The 14,765-nt window shown below is 72.3% G+C and carries 15 protein-coding genes; 9 read left to right on the plus strand and 6 right to left on the minus strand.

Annotation, left to right across the window (positions count from 1 at the left end; all coding sequences use genetic code 11):
• Positions 1 to 245 precede the first annotated feature (245 nt).
• The gene (locus tag PZB77_RS26290) at positions 246 to 1,589 is read left to right on the plus strand and encodes a transcriptional regulator (protein WP_275495104.1); all 1,344 of its coding nucleotides are present in this window, start codon (positions 246 to 248) and stop codon (positions 1,587 to 1,589) included.
• 87 nt (positions 1,590 to 1,676) lie between these two features.
• The gene (locus tag PZB77_RS26295; protein WP_275495105.1) at positions 1,677 to 2,207 is read left to right on the plus strand and encodes an NUDIX domain-containing protein; all 531 of its coding nucleotides are present in this window, start codon (positions 1,677 to 1,679) and stop codon (positions 2,205 to 2,207) included.
• Between the two features lie 342 nt (positions 2,208 to 2,549).
• Here the strand turns inward: PZB77_RS26295 and PZB77_RS26300 are convergent, their stop codons facing one another.
• Positions 2,550 to 3,428 (minus strand): ATP-binding protein, encoded by an 879-nt coding sequence (locus PZB77_RS26300; RefSeq protein ID WP_275495106.1) that lies wholly within the window; start codon positions 3,426 to 3,428, stop codon positions 2,550 to 2,552.
• Between the two features lie 224 nt (positions 3,429 to 3,652).
• Here PZB77_RS26300 and PZB77_RS26305 point away from each other — a divergent pair, with 224 nt between their 5' ends.
• Positions 3,653 to 3,874, plus strand: coding sequence for a DUF6480 family protein (locus PZB77_RS26305; RefSeq protein WP_275495107.1), 222 nt, complete (start codon positions 3,653 to 3,655; stop codon positions 3,872 to 3,874).
• A 375-nt stretch (positions 3,875 to 4,249) separates the two neighbouring features.
• On the opposite strand, the gene PZB77_RS26310 is transcribed toward PZB77_RS26305, so the two are convergent.
• The gene (locus PZB77_RS26310) at positions 4,250 to 5,110 is read right to left on the minus strand and encodes a 3-hydroxybutyryl-CoA dehydrogenase (RefSeq protein WP_275495108.1); all 861 of its coding nucleotides are present in this window, start codon (positions 5,108 to 5,110) and stop codon (positions 4,250 to 4,252) included.
• A gap of 197 nt (positions 5,111 to 5,307) precedes the next feature.
• On the opposite strand from PZB77_RS26310, the gene PZB77_RS26315 reads away from it, so the two are divergent.
• Positions 5,308 to 6,540 (plus strand): family 10 glycosylhydrolase, encoded by a 1,233-nt coding sequence (locus PZB77_RS26315; protein WP_275495109.1) that lies wholly within the window; start codon positions 5,308 to 5,310, stop codon positions 6,538 to 6,540.
• 398 nt (positions 6,541 to 6,938) lie between these two features.
• On the opposite strand, the gene PZB77_RS26320 is transcribed toward PZB77_RS26315, so the two are convergent.
• The gene (locus PZB77_RS26320) at positions 6,939 to 7,310 is read right to left on the minus strand and encodes a hypothetical protein (protein ID WP_275495110.1); all 372 of its coding nucleotides are present in this window, start codon (positions 7,308 to 7,310) and stop codon (positions 6,939 to 6,941) included.
• 240 nt (positions 7,311 to 7,550) lie between these two features.
• Here PZB77_RS26320 and PZB77_RS26325 point away from each other — a divergent pair, with 240 nt between their 5' ends.
• Positions 7,551 to 8,810, plus strand: coding sequence for a tetratricopeptide repeat protein (locus PZB77_RS26325; protein WP_275496225.1), 1,260 nt, complete (start codon positions 7,551 to 7,553; stop codon positions 8,808 to 8,810).
• Positions 8,811 to 8,869: 59 nt separating this feature from the next.
• Here the strand turns inward: PZB77_RS26325 and PZB77_RS26330 are convergent, their stop codons facing one another.
• Positions 8,870 to 9,079, minus strand: a complete 210-nt coding sequence (locus tag PZB77_RS26330) for a DUF1918 domain-containing protein (RefSeq protein WP_275495111.1) — start codon at positions 9,077 to 9,079, stop codon at positions 8,870 to 8,872.
• A 42-nt stretch (positions 9,080 to 9,121) separates the two neighbouring features.
• Positions 9,122 to 10,126 (minus strand): DMT family transporter, encoded by a 1,005-nt coding sequence (locus PZB77_RS26335; RefSeq protein WP_275495112.1) that lies wholly within the window; start codon positions 10,124 to 10,126, stop codon positions 9,122 to 9,124.
• Between PZB77_RS26335 and PZB77_RS26340 the strand changes: the two genes are divergently transcribed.
• On the plus strand, positions 10,125 to 11,657 hold the full coding sequence (locus tag PZB77_RS26340; RefSeq protein ID WP_275495113.1) for a PLP-dependent aminotransferase family protein: 1,533 nt from the start codon (positions 10,125 to 10,127) through the stop codon (positions 11,655 to 11,657). The two genes, PZB77_RS26335 and PZB77_RS26340, sit on opposite strands and share 2 nt — an antisense overlap.
• On the opposite strand, the gene PZB77_RS26345 is transcribed toward PZB77_RS26340, so the two are convergent.
• On the minus strand, positions 11,594 to 12,355 hold the full coding sequence (locus tag PZB77_RS26345; protein ID WP_275495114.1) for an SDR family NAD(P)-dependent oxidoreductase: 762 nt from the start codon (positions 12,353 to 12,355) through the stop codon (positions 11,594 to 11,596). The two genes, PZB77_RS26340 and PZB77_RS26345, sit on opposite strands and share 64 nt — an antisense overlap.
• Before the next feature lie 186 nt (positions 12,356 to 12,541).
• On the opposite strand from PZB77_RS26345, the gene PZB77_RS26350 reads away from it, so the two are divergent.
• From PZB77_RS26350 to PZB77_RS26360, 3 genes are all read left to right on the plus strand, one after another.
• Complete coding sequence (locus PZB77_RS26350) at positions 12,542 to 13,417, plus strand: helix-turn-helix transcriptional regulator (protein WP_275495115.1); 876 nt, start codon at positions 12,542 to 12,544, stop codon at positions 13,415 to 13,417.
• Between the two features lie 156 nt (positions 13,418 to 13,573).
• Positions 13,574 to 14,005, plus strand: coding sequence for a GNAT family N-acetyltransferase (locus tag PZB77_RS26355; RefSeq protein WP_275495116.1), 432 nt, complete (start codon positions 13,574 to 13,576; stop codon positions 14,003 to 14,005).
• 67 nt (positions 14,006 to 14,072) lie between these two features.
• On the plus strand, positions 14,073 to 14,648 hold the full coding sequence (locus PZB77_RS26360; RefSeq protein ID WP_275495117.1) for a histidine phosphatase family protein: 576 nt from the start codon (positions 14,073 to 14,075) through the stop codon (positions 14,646 to 14,648).
• Positions 14,649 to 14,765: the final 117 nt, after the last annotated feature.

A 14,765-nucleotide genomic window follows, 5' to 3' on the forward strand; every position in this document is an offset into this window, starting at 1 on the left:
GCGGGAGGGCGCACAGGGGGATGGTTCGGGCATTCCGTTCACACCCCGTGTGAATCGGTGGTTGGCTGGAACCTTGCGGTGTACGCGTCCGGCACGGGTGCGGCCCGCAGGTCCCGGCCGGCAGCGGCTCCCGGGCCCGCAGGTCCGGTCCCGGGGCCCCGGCCCGCCTGCTCCGGCCCTCCCTGCGGGCCCGCCTGCTCGGCGCACGTGCGCGGGACCCGGCGCCGTCGAAGGGGGGAGGGGTCATGGAACCCAACATCCTGCTGGAATCCCTCGTGGAGGAGGCGGAGGTCTCACGGGCGGGGCTCGCCGGCCACGTGAACCTGGCCGGACGGGCCCGCGGACTCCGGCTGCGGTACGAACACACCGCCGTCTCCCGCTGGTTGAAGGGACAGCGCCCGCGCGGCGAGGTACCGGACCTGATCTGCGAGGTCCTCGGGCGGCGGCTGGGCCGGCCCGTCACCCTCGACGACATCGGCATGGGCGCGGCGGGCGCACCGGCCGTCGAGGCGCCCGGTGCCCCGCTCGCCGGGTTCGTCGAACGGGCCACCGCGCTGTGGCGCGCGGACGGCCGTCACGACCCGCGGCTGACGGACGTCCCCGCCGTCACCGGGACGGCGGCCGTGATGCCGGTCTGGGAGTGGGAGAACCCGCCCGAGGACACCGACGTCTCCCGCCCGGGCCCGTCCCGCATCGGCCCCGCCGACCTGGAGACCCTGCGGGCCGCCCGCAACCACTACGAGCACCTCTACCGAAAGGCCGGCGGCATCGCGACGAGGGGCCGGGTGGTGGGCTTCCTCAACGCGGGCGCGGCACCGCTGCTGCACGCGGGCCACGATGACGCGACCGGCCGCCGACTGCACCGCGCGACGGCCGGACTCGTCTCCCTCGCGGGAATCTGCGCGTACGACTCCGACGCCCACGGACTGGCCCAGCGCTACTTCCACCAGGCGCTGCGCCTCGCCAAGGCGAGCGGCGACCGTGCCCTCGGCGGCTACGTGATCGCACTGCTGGTCAACCAGTCGCTGCACCTGGGGGAGTTCCGCCGGGCGGTCGCCTTCGCGGAGGCGGCGATACGGGCCGCCGGACACCGCCTCACGCCCGCGCTCGCCGCCGACCTCCATGCCATGCAGGCCAAGGCGTACGCCCGGCTCGGGGACGGCGCCACCGCCCGCGAGCGCATCGGCCGCGCCGAAGCGCTGGCCGCCCGCATCCTGCCCGGCGCGGAGCCGGAGGAGACCGCGTACGTCCAGCCGGGGCTGGTGGACGTCCAGGTCGCCGAGGCGCTCCTCGGTCTGGGCGACCTCACCGCCGCCCGGGAGCACGCGGTCCTGGCCGTACGCGCCCCCGCCCACGACCGGGGGCGGGTGCACCGGCTGGCGATGCTCACCCAGGTCGAGCTGCGCCTCGGGGAGGCCGACCGGGCGGCACGTACGGCCGTCGAGATGGCGGAACGGGCGCGCGGCGTCGAGTCGCGCCGGCTGCGCGAGCGGATGGCCGGCGTCCGGGACGACCTCGCGGCCAGCGGGAGCACGGAGGCCGCCCGTGCGGCCGAGGTGATCGGAGGAGCGCTGCGCGTGCCCCTGTGAGCCCCGGCGCATTTGGAGGCCTCCGTTCCCTCGCCCTGGTGCCCCTGCTGCGATGTTGTCACCGAGCGAACGAAAGGTGGCAAATCCGTGCAGTGGACGAACCTGAACGAACAGGCCGTGTACGAGAACCGCTGGTTCCGGGTGAACCTCGCGGACGTCGCACTCCCCGACGGCAGGCACCTGGACCACTACGTCATCCGGCTGCGCCCCGTCGCCGCCGCCACCGTCGTCAACGACGCCGACGAGGCCCTGCTGCTCTGGCGGCACCGCTTCATCACCGACAGCTGGGGCTGGGAACTCGCCGCGGGCGTGGTGGAGGACGGCGAGGACATCGCCGCGGCCGCCGCCCGGGAGATGGAGGAGGAGACCGGCTGGCGCCCCGGCCCGCTGCGCCCGCTGATGGCGGTGGAGCCCTCCAACGGACTCACCGACGCCCGCCACCATCTCTACTGGGCCGAGGAAGCCCACTGGACCGGCCCCCCGAGCGACGGATTCGAGTCCTCACGCCGTCAGTGGGTGCCCCTCAAGTCGGTACCCGACCTCATCGCGCGGGGCGAGGTGCCGGCGGCCAACATGGCGGCGGGGCTGCTGATGCTGCGTCATCTTCGCCTGGGATGAGGGAGACCGCGTACACCGCGGGGACAACCGGCCCGTCCCGGCGCGCCCGCGGTGTACGCACGGCCCGCCGACGGACGGTCAGGCGTACGGGGAATCCCGATGGCCGGATTTCGCCTCATCCGGGACGGCGCACGACGGCGTGAGGAGACGGGCCCCGGACCGCACGAAGGCGTACGACGACGACAACGGGCTCCTCGCGCACGTGTGCGGCGCATCGGAGCGGGACAAAGGTGTCGAGGAGTCCGGCTGCTCCGGTCTCGTGCCGGTCTCGTGCCGGTCCGCGGACGGGGAGGTCCAGGGAGGGGAGGGCTGGGGAATGCCGGTCCGGACACAGCGGACGCGTCAGGCGAACGAGAAGTGCGCGGCGGCTTCCTCGGGAGTGGTCGCCCGGCGGCGTCCAGGGACATCGTGGACGTCGGTGGCGCCTTCGGAGCGGAGCCGGTCGGCACTCGCGTCCCGGGTCATGAGGGCCGCGTAGGCGCGGACGTCCGTGGCGGTGAGGTCGGTGCGACCTCGCTCGGTGTACTGCCGGAGGAGGTCGGTGACGTCCGGGTCGAAGCGCAGCATGGTCACCGGTGCGTGGAAACGCGCTGCGAGGGCGATGAGTCGTGCGCGTGCCTGCGGGGTGACGTTCGTGGACTCGGCGATCGCGCTCTGTCCGGCGGCGAGCCTGGCGACGATCCTGCGGTCACGTTCCTGGAAGATCCGTGCGTCCGCCGCGTCGGATGTCGCTTCCGCGGGTGAGGTGCCGAACAGCTCCGTGCGGATCTCGTCGCTGGAGACCACGGCTTCCGCGTCGATCTGCCGCCGCGCGACCAGTGCCCGAACGAAGCTGGTCTTGCCCGAAGCCGGCGGGCCGACGAGGACGACGAGTCCTGTCGGCACCCGGACGGCCGAGGGGAGAACACTGAGGTAGAGGTCGCCTGCGCGGTCGAGGGCCTCCTCCGGGGCGCCGGCCGGCAGCCCATGGGGCAGGATGCCATCCCGGTAGCTGCCGTTGCCCGCCAGGTAGAGGGCGAAACCCCAGTCGTGCGGCACGCCGGTGAAGCGCAGCCGGCACAGCGGCAGGCTCTTTCCGCCGGGCAGCTCGGCTGCCACGTAGGCGAAGCCGGCACGGAAGTGGACCGTGATGGAGTCCACGTGGGGCCAGCGTGCACGGGCATGGCGGTTGAGACGGCGGCGCAGGTGGTCTTGCATCGAGGCCGGGGGGTTCTTCGGCACGGGCCCCATCCTGCCGGGCGCGGCGGCGGACCGCCATGATCGCCGGCCGTGGAAGAGGGAAGGTGGATGCCGGGCGGGGGACAGGGGTGGCGTCACGCTCATCGACACCACCGAGATGTGAGGCCCTCACATCGACACCGAGATTCACGGCCCCCAGTTGGTGCCGGGCCGGACGGTTCGGGTCTACCCGATTGCCTTCTCGATATCGGGTTACCCATCAGCGTATGACGAACCAGAATCAGGACCCGGATCCGCGCACGACCCCCGGTCTCGACCCGGGCGGTACGCCCCCGGCGGGGGACACCCCGCCCGCGGAGGGCAGCATGTCCGAAACGGGGCCACGTCACGAGCCGCCGCGGGGCTGGGCCAAGGGGCCCTTGATCGCGATCCTCGTGCTGGTCGTGGCGGTGGCCGCCTTCTTCCTCGTCTTCGCGCTGCTCGTGTAGGAGCCGTCCGCGCGTACCTCTCTCCTCGCACGCGGTACGCGCCGCCGACGCCGCTACCGGCGTGAAGGTTCCCTCGCCGACCAGGCGCAGTCCGCTCGGGGCGCCCTTCCGCCCCGACGACCGCTGGTTGGAGGATTGTCCACCGTCTGCCGGGCTCACCTTGTCGACCGGGTGTAAGCGGCCCTTCCCCGGTATCTCCCGCAAGTGAGCGGGCGCTCAGCCTCGGCTCAGGAACTCGCCGGTCTTGATCAAAGAGGCCTTATGCCGACGGGTGTCGCGGCAGGTCGCCGCCATGGTCGCGGTCAGGCCGGCGGCGATGTCGTGCCCCATCCGTACCGGGCCCGGCGGCGTCACCGCCGGGCCCGACAGAGACGCTCAGACGTACGGGTAGAACCCCGCCCCCGTCTTCCGGCCGAGCCGGCCCGCGTCCACCATGCGCTGGAGCAGCGGGGGAGCGGCGTACAGGGGCTCCTTGTACTCGGCGTACATCGAGTCGGCGACGGAGGCGACGGTGTCCAGGCCGATCAGGTCCGCGAGCTTCAGCGGGCCCATCGGATGGGCGCAGCCCATTTCCATGCCGTTGTCGATGTCCTCGCGGCTGGCGATCCCCGACTCGAACATCCGGATGGCGGAGAGCAGGTACGGGATCAGCAGCGCGTTCACCACGAAGCCGGAGCGGTCCTGCGCGCGGATGGGGTGCTTGTCCAGCACCTCCCGCACGAGAGTCTCGGCCCGCAGCACGGTCTGGTCGGACGTCGTCAGGGCGGGAATCAGTTCGACGAGCTTCTGCACGGGGGCCGGGTTGAAGAAGTGGATCCCGATGACCTGGTCCGGACGGGAGGTGGCCACGGCCAGCTTCACCAGCGGGATGGACGAGGTGTTGGACGCCAGGATCGCGTCCGGCCGGGTCACCACCTGGTCGAGCACCCGGAAAATCTCCGTCTTGACCTGCTCGTTCTCCACGACGGCCTCGATGACGAGGTCGCGGTCGGCGAACTCGCCGAGGTCGGTGGTGAAGCTGAGGCGGCCGAGGGTCTCGTCGCGCTCCTCGGCGGTGATCTTGCCGCGCTCGGCGGCCTTGGAGAGGGAGTTGTGCAGCCGGGTGCGGCCGATCTCCAGTGCCTCACCGGTGGTCTCGGCGACCATCACCTCAAGGCCGCTGCGGGCGCAGACCTCCGCGATACCTGCGCCCATCTGGCCACAGCCGACCACTCCGACGCGTGCAATGCCGGCCATAGAGTCCGTCACCTCGTGCCTCTCCCTGATCTCCGTATCGCGGGGCCCGTGGGTCGCGGAACCCGCTTCGACCCCCAGACGGTACCCGGCGACGCGGCCCAAGTTACCTGCGGGTCATCAGGGGTCCCGGAAGGCATGATCTGCGTCACGCGCCCCACCGGACCGGTGCGGCGGAGGACGACAGGAAGGTGGAGCGCATGCGGCGCATGGGCCGGAGAGCTTTCGTGCTGGGCGCGGCCGGAGTGGTGGCGGCGCTGGCAGGACCGGGGCCGGCGGGAGCGGCGGCTCCCGCCTCCCGTGACCGACGTCACCGCGCGGCGACCGGGCTGCGCGGGATGTGGATCGCCACGGTGGCCAACGTCGACTGGCCCTCGGCCCCCGGGCTGACGGCGGCCACCCAGCGCGCGGAGTTGACCGCCCACCTGGACCGGGCCGTCCGGTTCGGTCTCAACGCGGTGATCCTCCAGGTCAGACCCAGCGCGGACGCGTTCTGGCCGTCGCCCCACGAGCCCTGGGCGCAGTACCTGACCGGCGTCCAGGGCAAGGACCCGGGCTGGGACCCGCTCGGTACGGCGGTGGCCGAGGCACATGACCGGGGTCTCGAACTGCACGCCTGGTTCAACCCGTACCGCGTCGCCAACCACACCGACCCGGCGAAACTCGTCGCCACCCACCCCGCCCGGGTCCACCCGGACTGGGTCGTGCCGTACGGCGGCAAGCTCTACTACGACCCCGGCCTGCCGGAGGTCCGCGCCTTCGTCCAGGACGCCATGCTGGACGCGGTCAGCCGGTACGACATCGACGCGGTCCACTGGGACGACTACTTCTACCCGTACCCCGTGTCCGGCCAGGTCTTCGACGACGCCGACACCTATGCCCGGCACGGGAGCGGCTTCAGCAGCAAGGCGGCCTGGCGGCGCGACAACATCGACCGGCTGGTGAAGGAGACCGCCGACCGGATCAAGGAGATCAAGCCGCACGTCCGCTTCGGCATCAGCCCGTTCGGCGTCTGGCGCAACAAGACGACGGACCCGCTCGGCTCGCCGACCGCCGCCGGGGTGCAGACGTACGACGACCTGTACGCGGACACCCGCAAGTGGGTCAGGCAGGGGTGGATCGACTACATCTGCCCGCAGTTGTACTGGAGCATCGGCCAGTCGGGCGCCGACTACGCCGACCTGGTCCCCTGGTGGGCCGAGGTGGTGGAGGGCGCGGACGTCGACCTCTACATCGGTGAGGCGCTCTACAAGGCCGGCGACCCCGCCCAGAACGCCGCCTGGCAGAACGTGGCCGAACTCTCCCGCCACCTCACCCTCGCCGAGGAGTACCCGGCCGTCGGCGGACACGCCTTCTTCTCCGCGAAGAGCGTGAAGGCGGACCGTATCGGCGCAATGGCACGGGTGGCGGCGGACCATTACGGGGTGGGGTGAAGGGGCGGAGCGCCCGGCGCACCGCCCCCAGGAGGACTTTCAGGGGCGGCGGGGCGGCAGTCGGCGTTCGAGGCGTCCGCCGCCCTTGTCCGACGCCCTGTCCGACGCCCTGTCCGACGCCCTGTCCGACGCGGGCGGCGGGTGCCCGGTCCACCGCGGAGCCGGGGACGGAGACTGCGATGGAGCCGGAGCCGGAGCCGGTGATGCTGAGGGAGCCGGAGAGGGCCTCGCATCCGGGCTCGGCCGGCCGGCCCGTCGAGCCGCCCCGTGCCGAGGGCATTGGCATGCCGGCCAAGTGGACGTCACCGCAGGCGTCTTGAAGGGTTCCACCGGGCGGGTGGGGCGGATCACCTGGCGGGAGCCCGCCGCGTCCACCCGGTACACCGTGATCCTCATGGTCACGGATGTTCTCCGCTCGTCGGTACGGGAGGGTGTCCGCCTCGCGCGGTGCCGTGCCGCCCCACCCAGATCCGCAGGAGGCGCCGAGCGAGGTCAGCCGCTTCCCGCACGTGGGCGTACGCGCTGAAGCACGGCGTCTCCCGGGTGGGAGCCTTCGCCGCCAGCAGCGCGTACGCCCTGACGACCGTCTCCCGCACGGTCGGGTCACCGTCGGCGCCCAGATCCTCGCGGACGAGCAGGTTCAGGAAGCCGTGCACGGCCGCCGCGTGGGCGAGGATGTCCTCCCTCGTGGACGTGCTGAGGTGGAGGGCCAGCACCTCAGCCGTGATCTCCGAGATCGTCTCCACATCCACGTCCACGTCCACGTTCACGGGCGCGGGGCGTGGGCCTGCCGTCGCACTTCTCTCGCTTCCGTCCGCCGTCACGTCGCTCTCCCTCGTTCGTTCTCTCACGCAGTACGTAACCGTGCGGTCACGCTCGGCGGTACCGTGAAAGAGGCGGGAGAACTTGAAAGCCTTGAAACCCGAGGGGTGACTGTGCATCAGAAGACAGCGAACGAGGGACTGGCTCGTCTTCTGCGAGAGACGGGCTGGACGTACAGCAGTTTCGCCATGGCTGTGAACAGAGTGGGTACGGAGTCCGGGCGGCCCACGCGTTACGACGAGTCCGCCGTGAAGCACTGGCTCCAAGGCACCGTTCCACGAAAAGAGGCGAGGGCTTCGATCCTGGAGTCCCTCTCCCGTCGTCTCTGTCGGCCAGTCACACACGGGGAAGCGGGACTGCCTCGACCGGAGAGCGGTGAGACTCAACGCGTCGCGGTGCACGGCCTCGTGGATCTGGGGAGGCAGGACATGGACCCGTCGCGCCGCTCCGTGCTGGGGGCAGCGCTGTTCTCGGTCGCCCTCACCATCCCGGATTGGCCGGATGTGGTGGGTCGAGCCGAGGCGTTCGCAGCCGGCGAGGTGACCCGCATCGGGTACGGAGAAGTCGACATGGTCACACAGATGACCGAGCGTGTGTCCGAGTTGGACGATCAGTTCGGCGGCAGGCACGCCCGGCCCATGGCTGCGGCTTTCCTGGTGAATACCGTCGCCGGATATCTGCACGCCCAGGCGCCCAGCGCCGTTCGTAAGAGGATGCTTTCCGCGGCTGCGGACCTGTGCTACTTGACCGGCTACATGGCAGTGGACGAAGGGCTGCATGGTCTGGCCCAGAGCTACTACCTCAAGGCGTTGGAACTGGCCGGTGCCGCGGACGACCATCTGACCTACTGCACGACTCTCCGGGGCATGTCCGTGCAGGCCGTGGATCTCGGGCACGGGAATCACGCGCTTCGTCTCGCGGACGCCGCCGCAGCGGCCTCGCCGCAGGCCGGTCCGCGTATGCAAGCCTTCCTCGCGGGTCAGCAGGCCCACGCGGCAGCGCAGTCGGGAGAGCGTGACCGGGCCCTGCGGCACATGAAGGAAGCGGAGAGAGCGATGGACATCGCCGAATCGCAGACGAAGGCCTTCGGCTCGTACGATCCGTCTTCGCTGATGTACCACGAGGCGCAGGTGCAACACGAGTTGGGCAACGCAGCCGGATCCGTCAAGGCCATGCAGGAGTCCAACGAGCTTCGCCACAGCCTCTACCGTCGGGCCAGGGTGCGCCACCTCGGCCTGACGGCCGAGCGGCAACTCGCCGTGGGCCACCTCGAAGCGGCGATCGCCACGTGGCACGAGGCTCTGGACGATTACCCGGTGGTCCAGTCGGGCCGCTGCGACGAACGCATGAAGGAGATGGTTTCCGTGCTCTCCCCTCATGCGGCCAATCGGCGCGCGAAGGCCCTCCTGGAGCGAGCCGGAGCAGCAGGTGTGCCGTCGGCGGCGTAAAGGTGCCGTCTCTGTTGGGACAGTCGTGTCGGCTGGGACGTGCTCGCGCTCAGTGCCGGTCAGCCGGATTCAGGTATGTCCCGCCCCGCCCTCTGCTCGACCACGCTGTCCGGCCCCGGGTACACCAAGGACTCGTGGCCGTCCGGGTAGCGCAGCCGGTAGGGCGGGGTGCCGTGCGGGCCGCGTACCTCGACGATCTCCGCGACCCGGTCGGGCCGGCCGACGGTTCTGCCGTGGGTCAGCAACCGGTCGCCGGTATGTGCCTCCATGGGGAACGACCTCCTCCTGGACGCGTTCCTTTGTCGACAAGTCTATGACTGCGGAGCCCTGCGTCCACGCGGGGCGCCCGCTCGCTGGGTCGCCGCGATGCACACCAGCACCCCCACCGCCGCGAGCGGGGCCGCCGCCGAGAGGTCCTCGCCGAGCAGCAGGAACGACCAGAGCAGCGTCAGCAAGGGCTGGGCCAGTTGCAACTGGCTGGCCCGGGGAATGCCGATGGTGGCCATGCCCCGGTACCAGACGTAGAGGCCGGCGAACGTGGACCCGGCCGCCAGCCACACCAGGCCGCCGATGCCGCGCCCGGTCAGGTGCACCGGCTCGTACGCCAACGCCACCGCGCTGCCCGCCACCGCGAGCGGGAGCGCCAGGACCAGTGCCCAGCCGATCACCTGCCAGCCGGGCATCACCCGCGCCAGCCGGCCGCCCTCCGCGTACCCGGCGGCGCACACCACCAGTGAGCCGAAGAGGTAGAGGTCGCCGGCCGAGACCGCGCCGCCGCTCTGCGCGACGGTGAACGTGATCACCACGGCCGCTCCCGCGAGCGCCGCGATCCAGAACGCCCGGGGCGGGCGGGAGCCCGTGCGCAGGGACGAGAACACCGCCGTGGTCAGCGGGAGCAGCCCCACCACCACGGCGGCGTGCGAGGAGGTCGTCGTGCGCAGGGCGAGGGTGGTCAGCAGGGGGAACCCCACCACCACCCCGCCCGCCACGACCAGCAGCCCGCCCAGATGGCGGCGGCCGGGCCGAGCACTCCGGGCGAACGCCAGGAAGCCGCCCGCGATCAGAGCGGCGAGCACACTGCGCAACGCCACCAGGGACCACGGGCCGAAGCTCTCCAGCGACCACACGGTGGCGGGGAACGTCAGGGAGAAGGCGAGGACCCCGAGGGAGGCGAGGAGGAAACCGGTCCGTTCGGAGGCGGGACGCGCGGACGCCGGGGTCGGGGTCGGGGGAGCGTCGGGAACGGCGGAGGCGGGGGTGGTGACCGGGGCGAGCGCTATCGTTCCCGAAGGGGTAGCGCTATTGTCGTCTCTCATGGAAGAGCGTAGCAGTGTGGGGGAGTTGGCAAAGTCCCTGAGGGGCGAACTGAACCGCTACTCACCAGGTGGAAAGCTGCCGTCGAGCCGGGCTCTCGTCGAGCGGTTCCGGGTCAGCCCGGTCACGGTCACCCGGGCGCTCGCCCAACTGGCCGCCGAAGGGCTGGTCGTCACCCGGCCGGGTGCGGGGGCCTTCCGGGCGGAGCCCCGTACCACCGCCCCGCCCGCGGGGGACACGTCCTGGCAGGAGGTGTCGCTCAGCGGGGACGGCGGACCCGAAGTGGTACCGCGTACCGTCGACGCCTCGGGGGTCCTCGTCACGCTCGCCGCGCCCTCGCCGGGCGTCATCGAGTTCAACGGGGGTTACCTCCACCCCACCCTCCAGCCCGAACGGGCGATGGCCGCCGCCCTCGCCCGGGCCGGCCGCCGCCCCGGCGCCTGGGGCCGGCCGCCCGTGGACGGACTGCCCGAGCTGCGCGCCTGGTTCGCCCGGGAGATAGGGCCCGGCGTCGGAGCGGCCGACGTCATCGTCACGGCGGGCGGGCAGAGCGCGCTGGCCACCGCGCTGCGGGCGCTCGCACCGCCCGGGGCTCCCGTTCTCGTCGAGTCGCCGACCTACCCCGGCATGCTGGCCGTCGCCCGCGCCGCCGGGCTGCGGCCGGTCCCCGTGCCGGTGGACCGGGACGGAGTGCGGCCCGAACTGCTGGCCGCCGCGTTCCGCGCCACCGGGGCCCGCGTCTTCGTCTGCCAGCCGCTCTTCCAGAACCCCACCGGCGCCGTCCTCGCCCCGGAACGGCGGGCCGAGACGCTGCGGATCGCCCGGACCGCCGGGGCGTTCGTCGTGGAGGACGACTTCGCGCGCCGCCTCGCCCACGAGGACGCGGGCCCGCTGCCCCCACCGCTCGCCGCCGACGACCCGGACGGCGTCGTCGTGCACGTCTGCTCGCTCACCAAGGTCACCTCACCCAGCCTGCGCGTCGGCGCGATGGCCGCGCGCGGCCCGGTGCTGGAGCGACTGCGCGCGATTCAGGTCGTGGACAGCTTCTTCGTACCGAGACCGCTCCAGGAGGCCGCACTCGAACTGGTCGGATCGCCGTCCTGGAACACCCATCTGCGCTCCGTAGCAGCCGAGTTGGCCCGACGCCGCACCCTGCTCGCCGGTGAGCTCCGCCGCCTGCTGCCCGAACTCGATCTGCCGCACGTGCCCTCCGGCGGCGGCAGCCTCTGGTTGCGTGTCCCCGGTGAGGGCGGCAGCGGCGCCGACGAGGCCGCGTTCGTCTCCGGCGCGCTGCGCGCCGGAGTCGCCGTCGCCCCCGGCCGCCCGTACTTCTGCGCCGAACCGCCCGCCGCGCAGACCCGGATCAGCTTCGCGGCCGCCTCCGGTGCGGGCGAGATCGCGGAGGGGGTCCGCCGCCTGCGCACCGCGTACGACACCCTGCGCGCCGGTGCGGGCCGACGGCCGGGGAGTCAGCCCTCGCGGCCGGGCAGCAGGGAGAGGGCCCCGGAGCGCTGGGCGACGAGGTCGTCGTAGGTGCCGTCGCGCTCGGCCCAGCGGTGCATGAGGACCCCCTTCACGAGGATCTCGCGCGGGGTGGGGTCCTTCGCGAGCAGGTCCATGACCTCGCCGGCGAAGTCGTCGAGCGGCAGAGCGTGCGGGTTCACCTTCTGCTGGCCGGACGTGGCGACGGCCGGGGGAACGAGCTCGACGACACCGACCCCGGTGCCGTCGAGCTGCGCGCGCAGGGCCTCGGAGTAGGCGTGCACCGCGGCCTTCGAGGCGGCGTAGCTGGGCATGGGCGGGAACGGCAGGAAAGCGATGCCGGAGGTGACGGTGACGAAGGTGCCGGCGCCCCGCCCGATCAGATGCGGGGTGAAGGCGTCGATCACCCGGATGGTGCCGAGCAGGTTGGTGTCGATCGTCCTCTCGGCCGCCCCGAAGTGCGCGGGGTCGCGCAGATCCTCCATGAGCATGACGCCCGACATCGTCACCACCGTGTCCAGCCCGGGGTACCGGGCGAGTACGGCGTCGCGGACGGACGTGACCGAGGCGCCGTCGGTGACGTCGACGGGAAACGTGCCGAACCCCTCCGCGGCGAGTTCGCAGAGCGCTTGGGGGTCACGGCCGCCGACGGCCACGGTGCTGCCCGCCGCGGCGAACCGCCGGGCCAGTTCCCGCCCGATGCCCGAGGTCCCGCCGACAACGAAGACGGTGCGGTGCGAGAGGTCCATGAGGTCTTCCTTCCGGTCCAGGCGCCGACGGCATGCCCGCCGCCGGCCCGGACGGCGAGTCCGCCGCCCTTCCCCACCAGTGCTACCGCAGTCGCCGAGACATCGGTGGGATGTGGCGGGGCCCCGGTTCTCCCTGGTCCTGACAGGGCCCCCGCTGTCCCCCGGCCACCGGATTACGGTGGCGGTATGAAGGATCAGGAACCCGGCAACCGCCTCGGCAGCTACCTCCGGGCCCGGCGTGAGCTGGTCTCCCCGGCGCAGGCAGGGCTTCCGCCCGGCGGCAACCGACGCGTGCCGGGCCTGCGCCGTGAGGAAGTCGCCCTGCTCGCGGGCATCAGTCCCGATTACTACCTGCGTCTGGAACGGGGCCGCGACACCAACCCCTCGCCGCAGGTCCTCGCCTCGCTCGCGCGCGTCCTGCGGCTCGACGACGTCGAGCGGACCTATCTGCTCGGCCTCTCGGCGGCGCGCCCCAGGGCGCCGCGCCGCAAGCGGCCCGAGCACGTCCCAGCCCGGGTGCACGAGCTCCTCGCCCACCTGTCGATCCCGGCGTTCGTCGAAGGGCGCGCGTTCGACGTCCTTGCTTCCAACCCTCTGGCCGTCGCCCTCTCGCCCCGCCTGCGGCCCGGCCACAACCGGCTCCGCTCGCTCCTCCTCGATCCGGAGGAGAAGGCCTTCCACCAGGACTGGGAGAAAGCCACCGCCGACTTCGTCGCCGCTCTCCGTACCACCGTCGGGGACGACACCGACGATCCGGGGTTCATCGAACTCGTCGGAGAACTCGCGCTCGCCAGCGAGCGGTTCCGCGCGCTGTGGGCGCGCCACGACGTCCGCAGTCTCGACGGAGGCACGACCACGGTCCGCCACCCCGTCGTCGGCGCTCTCCAGCTGCACCGGGACAAACTCGCCATCGAGGACGTCATCCTCGTCGTGTACTACCCCGACAAGGACAGCGACAGCGACGAGAAGCTGCGGCTCCTCGCCGCCCTCTCCCTCCCCGAGGCCGCCGACGACGGGACACACCGCAGTCCGGCGGGCACCCCCCGCCCGGAGGCACCCTGACGCGCACGCGCGCCCACCCCCCGGATCGGCGCGCCCTTCCCTCCCGTCCTCCCGGATCTCCCGTCCTCCCGTCGTCACCGGCAGCACGATCGCGCGCCGGTGAGAAGTGCGGTGGGCTCCAGGACTCCGCGGCCAGGACGCCGATACTCTGCGGTCATGACCGACCTGATCGCGCAGGAGTACGACATATCGACGGATCCGGCCCGCCTCGACCCGGCCCGTATCCACCACTGGCTCTCCACCGACGCCTACTGGGCTCTCGGGCGCAGTAGGGCCACGCAGGACGAGGCCATCGCCGCCTCGCTCAACTTCGGTGTGTACGAGCGGAGTTCCGGAACCCAGGTCGGATACGCACGCGTGGTGACCGACCAGGTCACCTTCGCCTGGCTCTGTGACGTCTACATCGAGCCGGCGGCCCGCGGGCACGGCCTCGGAGTGCGGCTCGCCGAGGCGGTCCGCGACCACCTCGCCCTCACCGGCGTCCGCAGGATTCTGCTCGCGACCTCCGACGCCCACGGGGTGTACGGGAAGGTCGGCTTCCTGCCCCTGGAGGAACCGGGCCACTGGATGGCCCTGATCCGGAGCTGACGGACGTCAACTCCCTTTGCTGCGAGCCCTCTTGACCCATGCGGTCGGCGGCCTCACGATCGCGGCCATGAGTGTTCGGGTTTCTCTCGTGGCGGCAGCGCGAAGCTCGTCCCTGCTCGCCGAGCGTTTCGACGACGACCGTCCGCTCGACCACGCCGGCTGGCACGAGGTGCGACTCGTCGCGCACGCACTGGCCCCGCTCGGCGCCGCCGACCTCCGCTACTGCGCGCCGACGCCCCGCAGCCGCGCCACGGGCGACGCCCTCGGCTACGCGCCCATGGTCCAACCCGACCTGCGGGACTGCGACATGGGGCGCTGGCGGGGGATGACCCTCGCGGAGGTCGCGGCCCGGGAGCCCGCCGCCGTCGACGCGTGGCTCGCCGATCCCCGCTCCGCGCCGCACGGCGGCGAGCCGCTGCTCGGCTTCATCGCGCGCATCGGGCACTGGCTCGACACCCGCCCCGTCGACGGCGGTTCCCTCGTGGCGGTGGCCGAACCCGCGGTGGTCCGCGCGCTCCTCGTCTACGCGCTGAAGGCCCCGCCCTCGGCGTACTGGAACATCGACGTGCGACCCCTCTCCGCAGTCACCGTCGTCGGCCTGCCGGGCCGCTGGATCCTCTCCCTGGAACCCCCGGTGCGATGAGCGCCGCTCCGCGCCGGGCCTCCGCCCGTCGACGCGCGCCGACCCGCCGGGGATCTTTGTCCCGGCGACGTACCGAGCACGCACCGGAAGGGTGAAAGTCGGTGCGGCCGGGGGCGG

The sequence above is a fragment of the Streptomyces sp. AM 2-1-1 genome (assembly GCF_029167645.1).
Classification (GTDB): Bacteria; Actinomycetota; Actinomycetes; order Streptomycetales; family Streptomycetaceae; genus Streptomyces.